The sequence below is a fragment of the Streptococcus sp. FSL W7-1342 genome (assembly GCF_037966635.1).
GTDB lineage: Bacteria > Bacillota > Bacilli > Lactobacillales > Streptococcaceae > Streptococcus > Streptococcus salivarius_D.
Map to the genome: position 1 here is coordinate 97,122 of NZ_CP150200.1, position 16,625 is coordinate 113,746.

A 16,625-nucleotide genomic window follows, 5' to 3' on the forward strand; every position below is an offset into this window, starting at 1 on the left:
TAAAAAAAAAGTCTATAATATTAGTAAATGAGGCCATCTAAAAAATGAGGAGGTGAATGGAAATAGCTAAGAAAAAAGTTTTCTATACAACTTTTGCTGCTTTGATTTTATCTAGCTTTACGCTTCAAACAGGTAAAGCAGATGAAGTTCAGGTAAAACCTGATGAAGCTAAAATAGATTATGTTAATAGTGAGGCACCGGCTCCAGTTGCTCCTCAGGCTGATTTTTCTTCAGTAGGAGCTAAGGCAGAGTCAGCGAGTCAAGTAAGTTCAGTAGTGACCTCAACGTCACTGATGGTTGTCTCTTCAAGTGAGACAGATGAGGGGCTTCTTGAGGTACATTCTCAAGTTGATATCGTGGAGACTAGTGTTTCTACGACGACACCTCATTCAGAAGAGGCTCGTGCCCAGGCTTTTGGTGAGGATCGATCAGTAGCGGCATCTGAACGAGGAGATGCAAACCCAACATCTGATTCTGAACAAGCAAAACCAAATATTGTGCTTACTTATGATAAGTCTCATGAGGCTACAGCGACTGCAGAGTCTCAAGCTGTGACTTCAATGTATAAGAGTGAAAGCACACTATACACATCTGAACTTGCTGGAAATACACATGCAGTTATAGAAAAATCAGAGTATTCTTCACTGGATTCTCATACGACATCTGTAAGTGCGACTCCTACTAGCCAAGCTATTGCAACTTCTGAAGTCGCTTCTGAGTCTGCAAGCACTGCAAGCTCTCTTGCATCTACGGCTCCAGAAACGAGTCAGTTAAATAATAATTCAGAAGATAGCTTAACTGTCCTTACGGTTGGCTGGAAAGATTCATCATCAACTTCTGAGGTCTTTGAAACTTCTGTAGTGGTTTCTATGTTGCAAAGTGAGAGTTTGACCTATTCGTCAGAGGTAACCTTTACGGATGGACTTACTTCAGAAATCTTAGCAACTCCAATCACTTCTGAAGTTTATACCGTTGTTCCAAAACGAGACAGTACTGGAGCGCTTCTTGAAGATCAACCTGCTGTTACAGGGAATACAGATATTCTTTATTTAGCACGTGGTGAAATCTTTAACGTCAACTTTGATGTTAACAAGATGGAAGGTAAGAAGATTAAGGGCCTTAATCTAGTCCTTGATGGCAAACAAATTCATCACAGTTACTTTGTTGAAGGAACTCTGGATGAGGTCAATGCTGGTTTGAGTGCCTACCATTTGGCAGAGCAAACAACTGGTATTCATAAAATGACCTTTGAGTTGATTGATACGAATAACAATATTCATTACCTGACACAAACCTTCAGTGTCTTCAATGAAGGTGAGCGTCCAGTGACACCTGATAGTTACCGTAGGAATCAGTATTCATCAACAACGACTGTACCGGTTACTTATAATACCAGTGCAAATAGCTACACTGAAACAGCCAATCATATACAAGCTACGGCTGTTAATGAGTTGGCTGAGACAACTAGAGCGCTAACACAGCAATTGGCAGAACAAATTGCTGAGGTTTTGAGTGGTTGGTCTTCAGCGATTTCTGGAAATAGTTCAACAAGCGCAGGTTCAATTGATATCTTCCAAGCAGCAGGTAAAACCATTACTCAAGCTGCGAGAAAGATTGCAGAATCAATCTCAGATCCAGATACAATTGGTAAGCAAGCTTTGGCTGCTGCAACTGTTGTTCTCGTTCTTCTAGTGCTTTACCTAGCAGCAATTACATTTATTTAACATGCTTTGCCCTCGTAAGAGGGCTTTTTTTATGATAGAATTAGCTTATGAAAACAACTAAAGAATCAAGTCTAGACATTGTTTATGGTGTGCATGCCGTAACAGAGAGTCTGGAAGCAAATACTGGTAATAAACTCTATATTCAAGATGATCTTCGAGGGAAAAATGTTGATGCTATTAAGGCTTTGGCAGCTGAAAAGAAGGTTTCCATCTCTTGGACACCTAAGAAAACCCTGTCTGATATGACAGGTGGAGCTGTGCATCAAGGTTTTGTTCTTCGTGTGTCAGAGTTCGCTTATTCTGAACTCTCAGTTATTATGGATAAGGCTGAACAAGAGGAGAATCCTCTAGTCCTCATTTTAGATGGACTCAACGATCCTCATAACTTTGGTTCTATCCTACGTACAGCTGATGCTACTCAGGTGACAGGAGTTATTATTCCTAAGCATCGTGCTGTGGGGGTAACACCTGTCGTTGCCAAGACATCAACAGGGGCAGTGGAACATATTCCCATTGCTCGAGTGACCAATCTTAGCCAAACTCTTGATAAACTTAAAGAAGCAGGCTTCTGGGTATTTGGGACAGATATGGATGGCACCCCATCTCATAAATGGAACACAGCTGGGAAGGTTGCCCTTATCATTGGTAATGAAGGCAAGGGAATCTCTGCTAACATCAAGAAGCAAGTGGATGAGATGATTACTATTCCTATGAGTGGTCATGTGCAGAGCCTTAATGCTAGTGTGGCAGCTGCAGTTCTCATGTATGAAGTTTATCGAAACCGATTGTAACTATGAAAAAAAGAATACTTCTAGTTGATGGTTATAATATGATTGCCTTTTGGCAAGAAACCCGTCAACTTTTTAAGACCAATCAGCTTGATCAAGCTCGTGAAACATTGCTTCGTAAGCTTAATCATTATGCTAACTTTGAACATATTGATATTATCTGTGTATTTGATGCTCAGTTTGTTCCAGGGAGCCGTCAGCGTTATGATCAGTATCGTATCAGTGTTATTTTTACTGAGGAAGATGAGACAGCAGATAGCTATATTGAGCGCGCAGCGGCTGAGATGAATACTGTTCAAAATCTAGTTGAAGTGGCAACTAGTGACTTAAATGAACAGTGGGCTATCTTTTCGCAAGGGGCTTTACGTGTTTCGGCGCGTGAGTTGGAAGAGCGTGTCAATACCGTTAAGTCTGACCTAGACAAGATGTCGGCACATATTGACTTAAAGACACCAAAACTACGTCCTTGGGACGATGCACAATTAGGGAAATTACAGGACCTTTTAAATGAAATAGAATAGAGGGATATATGACATTTAATATTTTGACAGATTCCACAGCAGATCTAGATGAAAAATGGGCTCAGGAGAATAAGGTAGAGCTCGTTGGTTTGACCATCACGCTTGATGATATTGCCTATGAGACCGTTGGCCCTAACCGTTTAACGAGTGACCGTCTCTTAGAACGTATGCAAGAAGGCAGTCAGCCAACCACAAGCCAGGTGAATGTTGGTCAATTTGAAGAGGTTTTTCGTCGTCATGCTAAAAATGGTGATGCTCTTCTCTATATTGCCTTCTCATCAGTGCTTTCAGGTACTTATCAAAGTGCTGTTATGGCGCGTGACATGATTTTGGATGAATACCCAGAAGCTATCATTGAGATTGTAGATACCCTGGCGGCAGCAGGTGGGGAAGGTTATCTTTCTATTTTGGCGGCAGAAGCTCGTGACCAAGGTAAGAGCTTATCTGAAACAAAAGCCATGATTGAGGACATTCTGCCACGTTTACGGACCTATTTCTTAGTTGATGATCTCTACCATCTCATGCGTGGGGGTCGCCTTTCTAAAAGCTCAGCTATTATTGGTAGTTTGATTAATATCAAACCCCTTCTTTGGTTGGACGCTTCAGGCAAGTTGGTTCCTCTGGCCAAAATCCGTGGACGTAAAAAAGCCATTAAAGAAATGGTCCTACAAGCTACCCAGGATATTGGACATAGCACAGCAATTGTCGCTTATGCCAATGATATTGAAGCGGCGGAGAATCTAAAAGAACAATTGTTAGCAGTTGACGGCATTGAGCAAGTTCTCATTATGCCACTTGGGCCAGTCATCTCTACTCACGTCGGACCGGATACTTTAGCCGTCTTTACGATTGGTAAAGAAGCTAGATAGAAAAAGTGTCAGATAGGCTTTCCTATCTGATTTTTTTGTTTTCTGAAATGATAGATTAATAGAATATAAAAAGATAATCTATACAAAATGAATGATATATTTGACATAGTGTAAAATAATGCTATAATTAATCTAGAAAATGGAGGAAACAAAATGAAAAAGTCACAGAAAAAAGTAGCTAGCACGATGGATGAGCGTGCTCAGTTGATCAGCGGAGAATCTTCTGCTAGAGGTTATTGGATAGCCATGCTTGGTATATTTGTAACGATTATGGTTGCTAGTAAGACCCACTCCATCGAATTAGTGCAGTCACTATTAATCATCACTTTCTTTGGTTCTATGTGCCTAGTATTAGTTCACAGCGTATCACGTAATGGGCATCCATGGTTGCTAGACAAAAAACTTGAGAAGAAGATGCTCATATTATCCTGGGTAATGTGTCTTTTGGGAATTTTTATATCGCTAATGGGCCTTTTAAGTCTATTTCAGTCGTTTAAGATAGGGAAGAATCTTATGAGTAGTGTAGCATTTTTGACATTGGGTTTGACTCTTATTTGTGACTGCTGGGTTATCATTAAAAGAATCAAGAAGAACCGTTTGGAAGAACTAGAAAACGAAGAATAGGATTTTTGAATGAAAAATTTAAAAATGAAGTCAGCTCGTGTAGCAAAGGATCTCACTCAACAAGGCTTGGCAGATGCTATAGGAGTTTCTCGGCAGACCATCTCAGCTATTGAAAAAGGTGATTATAACCCTACTATAAATCTGTGTATTGCTATCTGCAAAACTCTGGACAAAACTTTAGACCAGCTTTTTTGGGAATCTGAGGATTAGTTTGTACTCACTTAGAGGTTATTTAGGCATGATTTCTAGTCTTACACCTTATAAAATGAGAGACTAAAAAAATACAAAAAATAAAAGAAAAACACCTCCAAATGACTTGCCTTGGACGTGTTTTTTTGATATTATGTTAAACGGTATTGTTTACCCCATTTGAAAGGCCCCGGAACCTTCCAAATACTTTTCGATGGGAAGGAACACCCATCACTCGTAAACAAAAATCGAACTATATATAGGAGAAATCATGAACAAAACAACATTTATGGCTAAACCAGGCCAAGTTGAACGTAAATGGTATGTCGTTGACGCAACTGATGTGCCACTTGGACGTCTTTCTGCAGTAGTTGCTAGCGTACTTCGCGGAAAAAACAAACCAACTTTCACACCACACACTGATACAGGTGACTTCGTAATTGTTATCAATGCTGAAAAAGTTAAATTGACTGGTAAAAAAGCAACTGATAAGATCTACTACACTCACTCAATGTACCCAGGTGGATTGAAACAAATCTCAGCAGGTGAACTTCGTTCTAAAAATGCTGTTCGTTTGATCGAAAAATCAGTTAAAGGTATGCTTCCACACAACACTCTTGGACGCGCACAAGGTATGAAATTGAAAGTCTTCGTTGGCGGTGAGCACACTCACGCTGCACAACAACCAGAAGTACTTGATATCTCAGGACTTATCTAATTCTAAGAGGAAAGGAGCACTAATATAATGGCACAAGCACAATATACAGGTACAGGACGCCGTAAAAACGCCGTTGCACGCGTACGTTTGGTTCCAGGTACTGGTAAAATCACTGTTAACAAAAAAGATGTAGAAGAATACATCCCACACGCAGACCTTCGTCTCGTTATCAACCAACCTTTTGCAGTTACTTCAACTGAAGGTTCATACGACGTACACGTTAACGTTGTAGGTGGTGGATACGCTGGTCAATCAGGTGCGATCCGTCACGGTATCGCTCGTGCACTTCTTCAAGTAGATCCAGACTTCCGCGATTCATTGAAACGCGCTGGACTTCTTACTCGTGATGCACGTATGGTTGAACGTAAGAAACCAGGCTTGAAAAAAGCCCGTAAAGCGTCACAATTTAGTAAACGTTAAAACTTATTTATACTTATTGAAAGCATTTCGTCTAATACGAGATGCTTTTTTTCTGGTTTAATTTTACAAATTGGGAAAATTAAAAAGTACAAATTAATGAAGTGATTATTGATAAAAATAGTTAATAATTGGTTAAACAAAATATATAACTCGTTTATAAATTTATAGAAATGAACCATTATAAATCTCCTCTTAAATATTGAAAAAATCATTGGCAGTGGACATACTTTAAGACTATATATTTCTGAAACTAGTTTCACAATACAAATATTGACATGCAATTATTAATTGGTGGATTTTAAGTTGACATCTACAAAGTTTAATGTTAGAATACATTCAAAAATATATTTGAATGAGGTGTTTTATGATTCAAAATATTGTTACTTCAATAATCCTGTATTCTGGGACAGCCGTAGACTTACTTATTATCCTAATGTTATTTTTTGCCAAAAGAAAAAGCAGAAAAGACATCATTAACATCTATTTAGGACAATTTCTAGGCTCTGTTAGTCTAATATTCCTAAGTTTGCTTTTTGCATTTGTCTTAAATTATATTCCTAGTAAAGAGATTTTAGGTTTACTCGGTTTGATTCCAATTTTCCTAGGCCTCAAAGTTTTGCTTTTAGGAGATTCTGATGGAGAAGCTATTGCAAAAGATGGTTTGCGAAAAGACAATAAAAACCTGATTTTTCTAGTCGCTATGATTACTTTTGCAAGTTGTGGCGCTGACAATATTGGTGTCTTTGTCCCATATTTTACCACCTTAAATTTAGCGAATTTGATAGTGACTTTACTTACTTTTCTAGTCATGATTTATCTCTTGGTTTTTTCTGCCCAAAAATTAGCACAAGTCCCTTCTGTTGGAGAAACTTTGGAAAAATATAGCAGATGGTTTATTGCCGTTGTCTATTTAGGATTGGGGATGTATATCCTGATTGAAAACAACAGCTTTGACATGCTATGGGCTGTGTTAGGCTAGGAGAAAAAATTATGAAAAAAGATAGTATCTGTCAAGTGGATGTTATAAATCAACAAAATGTTACAACCGCAACGAACTACCTTGAAAAGGAAAAAGTCCAAAAATCACTTCGCATTTTATCAAAATTTACCGATAATAAACAGATAAATATCATCTTTTATCTCCTTGCCGTCGAAGAACTCTGTGTCTGCGATATAGCCTGTTTATTAAATCTCAGTATGGCATCTGCCTCCCACCATCTTCGTAAACTAGCCAATCAAAATATCTTGGACACTAGAAGAGAGGGGAAAATTATATATTATTTTATAAAGGATGAGGAAATCAGAGATTTTTTTAATCAACTAGGATAACAACTATTTTTACTACTTTTCCATGATTATAGGGAGATTATAATCGTTGTTGTTTCAACGGTAGCAAACTGGTTTTTACATAAAGTAATTGATAAACCCAATATAGATCAGAAAGAATTACTTGAAGCTACCGCACAATATAGAAAGTTATTGATACCTGACCTAATAATTAAATGAGTGGGATTGATTCTATCCGTAATTGTCTATCCTCCGATTATGATGTATAGTGTTTTAATTGCGGCATTTTATATCATAACTTTAAAAACACTATCTGAAAAAAGAGTGAATAACTAAAAAATGGTGATCAAAGTTAGGTGTATTATTTTAATGCTTACAGACCTAAACTATTCCCCTATTTATAATCTATTGATTCATATTTTATGAAATTAATCAGTAGATATCGTTCTGAAAAGCCTTGATAATACGCTGTTTTTAGTCCAACTGAAACCCATACTTTCCAAACCAGGTCTTAAGAAAGCTCGTAAAGCTAGCCAGTTCTCAAAACGTTAATTCGTTGCTGGAAAGCAGAATACAAACGAAAACACTTTGCAGTTTGCAAGGTGTTTTTTGTATAGATTTCTGAAAAGTGTTCAAAATCTTACTAGAGTTTTGTCTTCATCTTGAAATTCTTATAACAATGTGATATATTTATAACAGATAAGATGTGATATATTTATAACACATTAAAAGGAGATGGAGAAAATGAAAATGTCGAAGAACTTAAAGATGATTCTTTATATCGCTAGCGTGCTTATTGTTGTATGTTTAGTATTATTGCTGGGGAATCACCTACCGATTCTAGCGAAAGGTGCTATTATGACGACGGCTTGGCTTCCTTCGTATTTGGTTTGTACGATGGTAACGGTCCTCTCAAAATCAACCTATCAAAAGAAAGAGAAAAACATGTTTGGGATTACTGCAAAATTATATACAGTGCTTGTATTTCTCTCGTCCTCAATCTATACTATTGGAGTTTGGCTTCTAACTCCTGGTTCTTTGATTAAGAATATAATGTTAGGAATTGGATTAAGTGTTCAATTGTTATTAATGTTTTACTTCTTATTCAAGAGGATTAATGAAGAACCCGATGAACGATTTTATAGAAATATTGCAAAGTCTTCTTCCATTTTGTTTACAATAGCAATCTTTATATTATTGGGAATTGCAACATTGATAGCTGTCTGTAAAGTTTTCGTTTTGAATGCTGGATTTCTTTATATTTTGGTGGCTTTTTTACTCTTATTATTTGCCATTACTTACTTTATCACTGAAAAAAGGGGATGAAATATGGCGAAAGAAAGTAAAATAAAGACTAACTTGAAAGAAGTAAGGGAAGCTTATGGTATGACTCAACAAGATTTAGCAGATCAAGTAGGAATACGGAGAGAAACGATTGTTCACTTGGAAAATAACCGCTACAACCCTTCGTTGGAAATGGCTTTAAAAATAGCGCAAGTCTTTAATAAACAAGTGGAAGAACTATTTCGTCTGAAATAAGAGAAGTAAAACAATCGAATTGATTTGTGTATCAGTTTTTGGAAACTTGTTATTCTATGGCGAGGTAGTGGTAAAAGGGAGTATTTTCAAAGGAGTTTTTCGTAATAACATTTTAGTTGAAACGCTTTCAAAAAAATAAGATAATAGTTTATTTTTCAAGAATTTTAACCAATAATAGAACTTTTTAGGTGGAAATACTCTCAAAAATGCTAATATTTCTCTAATCTATTCAATTGTGAGGTCTTGCATATTATGTAGTTATCATACAAAAATGATAAAAGTGAATGAATACATTCATTTGGAGGATGATATTGTTCTGCACTTCAAATTTATTGAAATCAAGAGTTTTTTATCTTCAACAAAGATTATTTGAGGTTTTGAAATAAAAGTTATCATAATAAAGAATGTATATTTTACAAATTATGCTTTTATATATGGATGTTCTTTTGTATTTTAACTTAAGGTAAGCCATAACAAAATGCTCAAAATAACACTAAAATTAAAAATAGTTAATCATAACTATTGGTTAGTATGTTCTAAAAACCCATTATTTGTGCGAATTGTAGGATATATTAAAATTCAAAAAAATTTTTTAAAAAATGTTGACATATCTCTAAATAGTGTTATAATCAATGGGTATCGGGAATACCTGATAAAAAAATAAGTTGTTTATAGAGGAGAATTAATTATGAAAAAAGTATTGCTTACTTCAGCAGCAGTTCTTGCGCTTTTTGCGGCTGCAGCGCCAGCAGTTGCGGATATCAATGGTGGAGCTAACACTCCAGGAGCATATGACCAACCAACAACAGGTGGTGGTGTGAATGATGCCTACAACGCTCAAACAGAATTTGAAAATGCTCGTAAAGTAAATGAATACTTGGCAGGGCATCAAGAAGATATCGATGCTGAAGCAGCTCAAGATCCAGCAGTAGTTGCAGCTAAATCTGAATTTGATGCGGTTGAAGGCGGATCACACCTTTACACTGAAAAGAAAGAAGCTTATGAATCAGCTTTGAATACTGCTCGTAACAACGTTCGTAACCGTTACACTGAAGAACTTCAAAAGAAATGGAATACTGCTTCTAAAAAAGAAGGTAATTACTACATTTTGAATGAAACTCCAGAACAAAAGAACGCTCGTTATGAAGCGGAACATGGAGCTCAAGCAGAAGATAAAACTGCTCCATCACAAGAAGATGTGAAAAAAGCTCAAACTTCAGCAGAAAAAGCTAAAAAAGCAGAAGAAAAATCTAAAGCAGTTAAAGAAAACAAATCAGGTTCTAAAGCAGAAGCAAAAGCTCTTCCAAATACTGCGGCAGTAAAATAATTAGTGATTACTAGTTATTACCAAGAATATCACTGAAGTTAGGCTTCAGTGATATTTTATTATTAATAATAAAATGAAGAGAGAGTAGAGATTTATGAGTAAACGCAATAGTAGCACGAAGATCTTAAATAAAAAATCCTTAAGTATTTTGGCATCCATTCTTGTATTAGGATTAGTGATTATTGGTGGAGTCAAACTTTTTACAGGAAACAATGCTCATTCACTTGGGAATAAGGTTACTCAAGTCAGTAACTATAAACCTACCGATGATGAAAAGAAGTATCTCAAGTCGAAGTTTGATGGTCTTTCTGCAACTAATTCAGATACGATTGCTTATATCTATGCACCAGGCACTCAATTAGATGAGCCTGTTGTACAAACTAAAGATAATTCTACATATCTAGATAAAACTTTCGAAGGAGGTAATAAGCCTCTGTTTGGTACTGTATTCATGGATACAGACAATAAGAAAGATTTTAGTGACCGTTTGACTTGGCTTTTTGGTCACGCTAGAGGAAGTCAGGTAGAAGACCATCGTATGTTTAATGATGTTAACTACTACAGTGATCAGTCGTTTTTTGACAAACACAAGTATGTTGTTGTAGAAACCCCTCAAAGAAAGTATTATTATGAAGCTTTTGCGATGGTTATTGTTCCTGAGGATACAGCTTTCTACCGTACATCATTCAAAGATGATAAGGATTTTAAGGAACAATTAGATATTATCTATGATACGGCTGATGTTAAAAACAAGGATTTGAAGGTTAGTGCTTCAGATAAATACCTCGTTCTTTCGACTTGTCGTGAGGAAGATCCAACGATTCGTGCCAATCTCTACTTGCGTCAAATTCCAGACTCTGAGATGTCTGACTTTGTAGCTAAACATGGAAAAGATTTGGAATACACACCAACACGATAATCATTAACAGAACTCTACTTCTCGTGAAGTAGGGTTTTTATTTTATTTGAACAGAGCTACTGTATTTTTAAAGTTGTTATAAGGGTGAGATGTAACTGTTTGTTAATCTTTTTTATCATTAATGGATCAGTTTTTTTGGTACACTAGTAGTATGAAAAAGGAGAGTGTTATGAAACAGAGCCAAGCTAAAAAGCGTGACAATGCGATGACTAATAAGATTTTGATGGGGTTGATTGCTCTCGTCTTAGGTTTGCTTTTTCTTGAGATTTTAATTGTTCATAGTAAGAATGAACAGCAAAAGAATGCCTCGAACCAGGTACAGACAGCACGTATCATGGCTAATGGGGACTTGCTCTATCATGACGGTCTCTATATGAGTGCCCTGCAGGCAGATGGTAGCTATGATTTCACGGAGAATTTTACTTATGTGAAGCCGTGGTTAAAGCAGGCTGATTTGGTTTTGGGTGATTTTGAGGGAACTATCAATCCTGACTATCCCTTGTCAGGTTATCCTCTGTTTAATGCTCCTCAGTCAGTGACCGCAGCTATTAAGGATGCTGGCTATGATGTTATGGATTTGGCTCATAATCATATCTTGGATTCTGGTTTAGAGGGGGCTTTTACAACGGCTGATGCTTTTAAAGAGGTGGGCATTGATCCTGTTGGTGTTTATGAAAAGCCAGTTCGTGACAAGGCGCCACTCCTCATCAAGAATGTTAATGGTATCAAGGTTGCAATACTTTCCTATGCTTATGGTTACAATGGCCTAGAGTCGAACTTGACGGATAAAGAGGTTGCAGACCACTTATCGAATTTGGATGAAAAACGTATGAAAGCTGAGATTCAGCGTGCGGAAAAAGAAGCAGATATCACGGTTATCATGCCTCAGATGGGTGTTGAGTATCGTTTGGAACCGACAGATGAACAGGTTAAACTCTATCATAAGATGATTGATTGGGGTGCCGATATTATCTTTGGAGGTCATCCTCATGTGGTTGAGCCTTCAGAGGTGGTTAAAAAGGATGGGCAGCAAAAACTTATTATTTACTCAATGGGAAATTTTATCTCTAACCAGCGCATAGAGACTATGGATGGTGTGGATAGTGCAGAGTGGACAGAGAGAGGTGTCTTAATGGATGTGACCCTTGAGAAAAAGAATGGTCAAACCACGATTAAGACGGCTCAAGCACATCCGACTTGGGTTAACCGTACGCCTAAAGGAACAACTTCGCCAGAGGGGTATCCTTTGTATACTTACCAAACTTATATTTTAGAGGATTTCATTAAAGGTGGTAAATATAGAAATAAACTAGATGAAGAGACCAAAGAACGTATCGATACTGCCTATAAAGAAATGAATGCCCATGTTAATTTAAAATGGAAATAAAGCTAAGATATCGCCTAAATTTGGCGGTATTTTTTGTTTATCGACAAGTTACCCACAGACTTATCCACAGGTGTGGATAAGTCTGTTAACTGTGTTGAATATTGATTTTTTAAGGTTTTAAAAGAAGGAAATTATTTAGGTTGTGAACAAGTTTATCCACAAGTAGTTAGGTCAAAGAGAGGATGTTTTCATAAACGATATTAGTTAAAATTCTCGGAAACATTCGTCTTTTTCAAGAAAAAAGATGCAAATTTCATAAAAAATAGCATTTTTAATCAAAATATGCTAAAATTATACAAAATAAAATGATGGAGGCTTCTCATGAAAGCGATTATTACAGTTGTAGGTAAGGACAAAGCAGGTATTGTTGCGGGTGTTGCGACTAAGGTGGCAGAACTTGGCTTGAATATTGATGATATCTCTCAAACAGTTCTTGATGAATTCTTTACCATGATGGCGGTTGTATCATCGGAAGACAAACAAGATTTTACACACCTACGTGCGGAATTGGAAGCCTTTGGTGAGTCATTGAATGTTAAAATCAACATCCAAAGCTCAGCAATTTTTGATGCTATGCACAACTTGTAAGATAGGAGTAGCTTAAAATGGATATTAAACAGGTCACAGAAACCATTGCCATGATTGAGGAGCAGAACTTTGATGTTCGTACCATTACCATGGGGATTTCACTCCTAGACTGTATCGATTCAGATATCGATAAGGCGGCGGAAAAAGTCTATAACAAGATTGTATCTAAGGCTAAAAATTTGGTAGCTGTTGGTGACGAAATTGCAGCTGAACTTGGTATTCCGATTGTTAATAAACGTGTGTCTGTTACTCCGATCTCAATCATCGGTGCGGCAACAGATGCAACAGACTATGTACCTTTTGCGAAGGCATTAGACCGAGCAGCTAAGGAAATCGGCGTTAACTTTATTGGTGGTTTCTCTGCACTCGTTCAAAAGGGCTATCAAAAAGGTGATGAGATTCTTATTAATTCTATTCCACGTGCGCTTGCAGAGACTGATTTTGTCTGCTCATCTGTCAACATTGGTTCAACAAAGACTGGTATTAACATGACAGCAGTACGTGACATGGGACGTATCATCAAAGAGGCTTCTGAGGCAGATCCAATGGGCCCAGGTAAATTGGTGGTCTTTGCTAATGCGGTTGAAGATAATCCATTTATGGCAGGTGCCTTCCACGGTGTTGGTGAGGCTGATGTTGTAATCAATGTTGGGGTTTCAGGTCCTGGTGTTGTGCAACGTGCAGTTGAGAAAGTTCCAGGTGAAAGTTTCGATGTTCTAGCTGAAACAGTTAAGAAGACCGCCTTCAAAATCACACGTGTTGGTCAGTTAGTTGGTCAAATGGCCAGCGAACGTCTTGGTGTCGAGTTTGGTATTGTAGATTTGTCTCTTGCGCCAACACCAGCAGTTGGTGATTCAGTAGCCCGTGTACTTGAAGCGATGGGTCTTGAAGTTGTTGGTACGCATGGTACTACTGCAGCTCTAGCCCTTCTTAACGACCAAGTTAAAAAAGGCGGTATCATGGCATGTAACCAAGTTGGTGGTTTGTCAGGTGCCTTTATTCCAGTTTCTGAAGATGAAGGTATGATTGCTGCGGTTCAATCTGGTCATATCAACCTTGAAAAATTGGAAGCTATGACAGCTATCTGTTCTGTTGGTCTAGACATGATTGCTATTCCTGCTGATACGCCAGATACAACAATCGCGGCCATGATTGCTGATGAAGCGGCTATCGGTGTCATTAACCAGAAAACAACAGCTGTTCGTATCATTCCTTATGGTAAGGAAGGTGACATGTTGGAACTTGGTGGTCTTCTTGGTTATGCACCAGTAATGAAAGTAAACAAGGCTTCATCGGCTGATTTCATTGCGCGTGGTGGTCAAATCCCAGCTCCTGTTCACAGCTTTAAAAACTAAGTGTATGATAATGCTTTGCCAATTGGTAAGGCATTTTCTGATGGTCTCGTTGGCTAGATAGTCGAGGGGATTTGTGCTATAATGAATTCAAAAATGACGGAAAGAAGGGGTGCTATGAGTAAGGTTAAGTTGTATATTGCGAGACACGGCAAAACGATGTTTAACACCATTGGTCGTGCACAAGGTTGGTCTGATAGCCCTTTGACCCCGTTCGGTGAAGAAGGTATTCGTGAATTGGGAGTAGGTCTGAAAGCAGCAGGTGTCCCTTTCAAGGCCGCATATTCTAGTGATTCAGGTCGAACGATTCAAACTATGGATATCATTTTACGTGAGACGGGTTTAGAAACTATTCCTTATAAACGTGACAAACGTATTCGTGAGTGGTGTTTTGGTAGTTTAGATGGTGGCTATGACGGTGAACTTTTCTACGGTGTGCTACCGAGAACAGATGTTTTTCAAGGTAAGGATTTGCATGAGGTAACTTATCCTGAGCTTGCACAAGGTATCCTTGATGTGGATACGGCTGGTTGGGCAGAGCCTTGGGAAGTGCTCAGAAAACGTATTTTAGAGGGGTTCACAGCTATTGCAGAAAATCTTGAGAGGTCTGGTGGCGGTAATGCTATCGTCGTTAGTCACGGCATGACCATTGCAACCTTTGCTTGGTTAATTGATCCTTCTGTCGAGCATCCTTCATTGGACAACGGTTCGGTTACTGTTGTTGCTTATGAAAATGGTAAATTTACATTAGAAGCACTTGGCGATATGACTTATCGTCAGGTTGGGCGAGAGATAATAGAAAAAGAAAATGGTAAAAAATAACTATCCAAGTCGCCGTCAGGCGAAAAAGCAAACCAACTGGTTTTTGGTTATCAGTAGTGTCTTGATTGCGATGCTTTTGATTGCAGCAGGACTTTATTCAGTATTTGGTGTCAGTCGTACAGTCCAACAAACCAATGGATCGTCAGTAACAAAAAGTAGTAAGCAAGCTACCGATGCGACTCAAAGCAAGGATGCAAAGGGACTACCTGATGTATCGCCTAAAGACTGGCAATTGCTTTTGGTAAATCGAGATAATAAGTCTAAAGAACTTAACCCTGAGATTGCTGATGTCGATGGTGTTTCTGTAGATGCAAGAATTGCTAAGAACGTTAAGGAGTTTTTAGCAGCTGCTCAAGAAATTGATCCAAGTTATCACTTGATATCAGGTTATCGTAGTGTTGCTTATCAGACAGAACTTTATAACAGTTATGTTCAACAGGAAATGGCTGCTGACCCAAGTTTGACGGAGTCTCAGGCGGAGAAAAAGGTTCAAACCTATTCACAACCACCAGGAGCGAGTGAACACCAAACAGGTCTTGCGATTGATATGAGTACTGTAGATAGCTTAAATGAAGCAGATCCAGATACAGTAGCTAAAGTCAAAGAGTTGGCGCCGAAATATGGCTTTGTTCTTCGTTTTCCAGATGGTAAAACATCGTCAACGGGTGTAGGCTACGAGGATTGGCATTTCCGCTATGTTGGTAAAGAGTCAGCAGAGTATATGACTGAACATAATCTTACTTTGGAGGAATATTTGGCATTATTAAAGGAGAAATCTAAGTGAGACGACGTTTTAAACTAAAAGCCTTCATTACCTTAGTTGTTGTTTTTGCTTTAGGTATTCTCTTACCTTTGATTCTTCATGCCTCTACAGCTGATAATGCTCGTGCGGTAAAGGTTGCTTACACACAGCAAGAATTTATTGAGACCTTAGCTCCAACAGCTCAAAAGATGTCTAAAAACTATGGTGTACCTGCGTCTATTCTCCTTAGTCAAGCTGCATATGAGTCAAATTATGGTAGCAGTCTTTTATCTGTTAAATATCATAACATCTACAGTCTCCCTGCTCAGCCAGGTCAAGAACGTATTCGTTTAAAGGATAGTATCTACAGTAAAGGGAAATGGCAATACCAAAAGGTGGATTTTGCAGTTTTTAAGGATTGGTCAAGTTCTATGATGACTTATTTAGAAGAACTTCGCCAAGGAACGTGGGGCGAGTCGACCTATAAAGAGGTGGCAGGAACGACTAGTTATAAAGTTGCGGCAGAAAAACTACAAGCTGCGGGTTTTAGCAGTGATCCAGATTATGCCAAACACCTCATATCTATTATTGAGACCTATCATTTGTCAAAATATGATTGATAAGATTAGAGTGCTTCTGAGGTGCTCTTTTTTAACTTTTCTAGGTCTTAAGATGTATTTTTAGCACTCTTACAAAAAGAGTGCTAATTTTTTTGGTTTTTTGGGTTGACATGTTCAAGTTTAGGTGTATAATAGAATCATAAGTTAGCAGTCGATGCATTAGAGTGCTAATAAATAGAAATGAGGTGA

20 protein-coding genes and 1 pseudogene are annotated in these 16,625 nt (G+C 37.9%); all 21 read left to right on the plus strand.

Going from position 1 to position 16,625, the window contains the following annotated elements; all coding sequences use genetic code 11:
- Nucleotides 1-56 precede the first annotated feature (56 nt).
- The 21 genes and pseudogenes from NSQ79_RS00560 (at nucleotide 57) to NSQ79_RS00660 (ending at nucleotide 16,436) form a co-directional block, all read left to right on the plus strand.
- A complete protein-coding gene (locus tag NSQ79_RS00560) occupies nucleotides 57-1,724 on the plus strand; it encodes a hypothetical protein (protein WP_164332323.1) in 1,668 nt (555 codons plus the stop codon).
- Nucleotides 1,725-1,771: 47 nt separating this feature from the next.
- Nucleotides 1,772-2,515, plus strand: a complete 744-nt coding sequence (gene rlmB / locus NSQ79_RS00565; RefSeq protein ID WP_002886369.1) for a 23S rRNA (guanosine(2251)-2'-O)-methyltransferase RlmB — start codon at nucleotides 1,772-1,774, stop codon at nucleotides 2,513-2,515.
- Between the two features lie 2 nt (nucleotides 2,516-2,517).
- Nucleotides 2,518-3,033: an NYN domain-containing protein gene (locus tag NSQ79_RS00570; RefSeq protein ID WP_002886370.1), complete on the plus strand. Its 516-nt coding sequence runs from the start codon at nucleotides 2,518-2,520 to the stop codon at nucleotides 3,031-3,033.
- 8 nt (nucleotides 3,034-3,041) lie between these two features.
- Nucleotides 3,042-3,902 (plus strand): DegV family protein, encoded by an 861-nt coding sequence (locus NSQ79_RS00575; protein WP_013989934.1) that lies wholly within the window; start codon nucleotides 3,042-3,044, stop codon nucleotides 3,900-3,902.
- 153 nt (nucleotides 3,903-4,055) lie between these two features.
- Nucleotides 4,056-4,526, plus strand: a complete 471-nt coding sequence (locus tag NSQ79_RS00580; RefSeq protein ID WP_013989936.1) for a hypothetical protein — start codon at nucleotides 4,056-4,058, stop codon at nucleotides 4,524-4,526.
- A gap of 9 nt (nucleotides 4,527-4,535) precedes the next feature.
- Nucleotides 4,536-4,736, plus strand: coding sequence for a helix-turn-helix transcriptional regulator (locus NSQ79_RS00585; RefSeq protein WP_002886373.1), 201 nt, complete (start codon nucleotides 4,536-4,538; stop codon nucleotides 4,734-4,736).
- Between the two features lie 250 nt (nucleotides 4,737-4,986).
- Nucleotides 4,987-5,433 (plus strand): 50S ribosomal protein L13, encoded by a 447-nt coding sequence (gene rplM / locus NSQ79_RS00590; RefSeq protein WP_002886374.1) that lies wholly within the window; start codon nucleotides 4,987-4,989, stop codon nucleotides 5,431-5,433.
- Nucleotides 5,434-5,460: 27 nt separating this feature from the next.
- Nucleotides 5,461-5,853 (plus strand): 30S ribosomal protein S9, encoded by a 393-nt coding sequence (rpsI, locus tag NSQ79_RS00595; protein ID WP_002886375.1) that lies wholly within the window; start codon nucleotides 5,461-5,463, stop codon nucleotides 5,851-5,853.
- 364 nt (nucleotides 5,854-6,217) lie between these two features.
- Entirely contained in the window at nucleotides 6,218-6,832 is a 615-nt protein-coding gene (locus NSQ79_RS00600) for a CadD family cadmium resistance transporter (protein WP_002911684.1), read from the plus strand.
- 11 nt (nucleotides 6,833-6,843) lie between these two features.
- On the plus strand, nucleotides 6,844-7,182 hold the full coding sequence (cadX, locus tag NSQ79_RS00605) for a Cd(II)/Zn(II)-sensing metalloregulatory transcriptional regulator CadX (protein ID WP_000711078.1): 339 nt from the start codon (nucleotides 6,844-6,846) through the stop codon (nucleotides 7,180-7,182).
- Between the two features lie 42 nt (nucleotides 7,183-7,224).
- Nucleotides 7,225-7,476: pseudogene (locus NSQ79_RS00610) on the plus strand (hypothetical protein); the annotation flags it as partial.
- A 408-nt stretch (nucleotides 7,477-7,884) separates the two neighbouring features.
- A complete protein-coding gene (locus NSQ79_RS00615) occupies nucleotides 7,885-8,466 on the plus strand; it encodes a hypothetical protein (protein ID WP_049529378.1) in 582 nt (193 codons plus the stop codon).
- A gap of 3 nt (nucleotides 8,467-8,469) precedes the next feature.
- Nucleotides 8,470-8,679, plus strand: a complete 210-nt coding sequence (locus NSQ79_RS00620) for a helix-turn-helix transcriptional regulator (protein ID WP_002886384.1) — start codon at nucleotides 8,470-8,472, stop codon at nucleotides 8,677-8,679.
- Nucleotides 8,680-9,367: 688 nt separating this feature from the next.
- Nucleotides 9,368-10,006, plus strand: coding sequence for an amylase-binding adhesin AbpA (gene abpA / locus NSQ79_RS00625; protein WP_002886387.1), 639 nt, complete (start codon nucleotides 9,368-9,370; stop codon nucleotides 10,004-10,006).
- A 94-nt stretch (nucleotides 10,007-10,100) separates the two neighbouring features.
- Nucleotides 10,101-10,925, plus strand: a complete 825-nt coding sequence (gene srtB, locus NSQ79_RS00630; protein WP_045771751.1) for a class B sortase, LPKTxAVK-specific — start codon at nucleotides 10,101-10,103, stop codon at nucleotides 10,923-10,925.
- A gap of 169 nt (nucleotides 10,926-11,094) precedes the next feature.
- Nucleotides 11,095-12,312 carry a CapA family protein gene (locus NSQ79_RS00635; RefSeq protein ID WP_037597324.1) on the plus strand — a complete coding sequence of 406 codons (1,218 nt, stop codon included), beginning with the start codon at nucleotides 11,095-11,097 and terminating at the stop codon, nucleotides 12,310-12,312.
- Nucleotides 12,313-12,633: 321 nt separating this feature from the next.
- A complete protein-coding gene (locus NSQ79_RS00640; RefSeq protein WP_003092287.1) occupies nucleotides 12,634-12,900 on the plus strand; it encodes an ACT domain-containing protein in 267 nt (88 codons plus the stop codon).
- 17 nt (nucleotides 12,901-12,917) lie between these two features.
- Entirely contained in the window at nucleotides 12,918-14,255 is a 1,338-nt protein-coding gene (locus tag NSQ79_RS00645; RefSeq protein WP_002886391.1) for a PFL family protein, read from the plus strand.
- A 114-nt stretch (nucleotides 14,256-14,369) separates the two neighbouring features.
- Nucleotides 14,370-15,074, plus strand: coding sequence for a histidine phosphatase family protein (locus NSQ79_RS00650; protein ID WP_049529380.1), 705 nt, complete (start codon nucleotides 14,370-14,372; stop codon nucleotides 15,072-15,074).
- Nucleotides 15,061-15,858, plus strand: a complete 798-nt coding sequence (locus tag NSQ79_RS00655; protein ID WP_049529381.1) for a M15 family metallopeptidase — start codon at nucleotides 15,061-15,063, stop codon at nucleotides 15,856-15,858. Before NSQ79_RS00650 ends, NSQ79_RS00655 begins: the two co-directional genes overlap by 14 nt.
- Nucleotides 15,855-16,436 (plus strand): glucosaminidase domain-containing protein, encoded by a 582-nt coding sequence (locus tag NSQ79_RS00660; RefSeq protein WP_014633693.1) that lies wholly within the window; start codon nucleotides 15,855-15,857, stop codon nucleotides 16,434-16,436. Before NSQ79_RS00655 ends, NSQ79_RS00660 begins: the two co-directional genes overlap by 4 nt.
- Nucleotides 16,437-16,625 lie beyond the last annotated feature (189 nt).

Excerpts from the sequence above, each read along its gene's own strand:
- NSQ79_RS00560 (WP_164332323.1), top strand. The coding sequence starts at position 57 with ATGGAAATAGCTAAGAAAAAAGTTTTCTATACAACTTTTGCTGCTTTG.
- rlmB (WP_002886369.1), top strand. The coding sequence starts at position 1,772 with ATGAAAACAACTAAAGAATCAAGTCTAGACATTGTTTATGGTGTGCAT.
- NSQ79_RS00570 (WP_002886370.1), top strand. The coding sequence starts at position 2,518 with ATGAAAAAAAGAATACTTCTAGTTGATGGTTATAATATGATTGCCTTT.
- NSQ79_RS00575 (WP_013989934.1), top strand. The coding sequence starts at position 3,042 with ATGACATTTAATATTTTGACAGATTCCACAGCAGATCTAGATGAAAAA.
- NSQ79_RS00580 (WP_013989936.1), top strand. The coding sequence starts at position 4,056 with ATGAAAAAGTCACAGAAAAAAGTAGCTAGCACGATGGATGAGCGTGCT.
- NSQ79_RS00585 (WP_002886373.1), top strand. The coding sequence starts at position 4,536 with ATGAAAAATTTAAAAATGAAGTCAGCTCGTGTAGCAAAGGATCTCACT.
- rplM (WP_002886374.1), top strand. The coding sequence starts at position 4,987 with ATGAACAAAACAACATTTATGGCTAAACCAGGCCAAGTTGAACGTAAA.
- rpsI (WP_002886375.1), top strand. The coding sequence starts at position 5,461 with ATGGCACAAGCACAATATACAGGTACAGGACGCCGTAAAAACGCCGTT.
- NSQ79_RS00600 (WP_002911684.1), top strand. The coding sequence starts at position 6,218 with ATGATTCAAAATATTGTTACTTCAATAATCCTGTATTCTGGGACAGCC.
- cadX (WP_000711078.1), top strand. The coding sequence starts at position 6,844 with ATGAAAAAAGATAGTATCTGTCAAGTGGATGTTATAAATCAACAAAAT.
- NSQ79_RS00615 (WP_049529378.1), top strand. The coding sequence starts at position 7,885 with ATGAAAATGTCGAAGAACTTAAAGATGATTCTTTATATCGCTAGCGTG.
- NSQ79_RS00620 (WP_002886384.1), top strand. The coding sequence starts at position 8,470 with ATGGCGAAAGAAAGTAAAATAAAGACTAACTTGAAAGAAGTAAGGGAA.
- abpA (WP_002886387.1), top strand. The coding sequence starts at position 9,368 with ATGAAAAAAGTATTGCTTACTTCAGCAGCAGTTCTTGCGCTTTTTGCG.
- srtB (WP_045771751.1), top strand. The coding sequence starts at position 10,101 with ATGAGTAAACGCAATAGTAGCACGAAGATCTTAAATAAAAAATCCTTA.
- NSQ79_RS00635 (WP_037597324.1), top strand. The coding sequence starts at position 11,095 with ATGAAACAGAGCCAAGCTAAAAAGCGTGACAATGCGATGACTAATAAG.
- NSQ79_RS00640 (WP_003092287.1), top strand. The coding sequence starts at position 12,634 with ATGAAAGCGATTATTACAGTTGTAGGTAAGGACAAAGCAGGTATTGTT.
- NSQ79_RS00645 (WP_002886391.1), top strand. The coding sequence starts at position 12,918 with ATGGATATTAAACAGGTCACAGAAACCATTGCCATGATTGAGGAGCAG.
- NSQ79_RS00650 (WP_049529380.1), top strand. The coding sequence starts at position 14,370 with ATGAGTAAGGTTAAGTTGTATATTGCGAGACACGGCAAAACGATGTTT.
- NSQ79_RS00655 (WP_049529381.1), top strand. The coding sequence starts at position 15,061 with ATGGTAAAAAATAACTATCCAAGTCGCCGTCAGGCGAAAAAGCAAACC.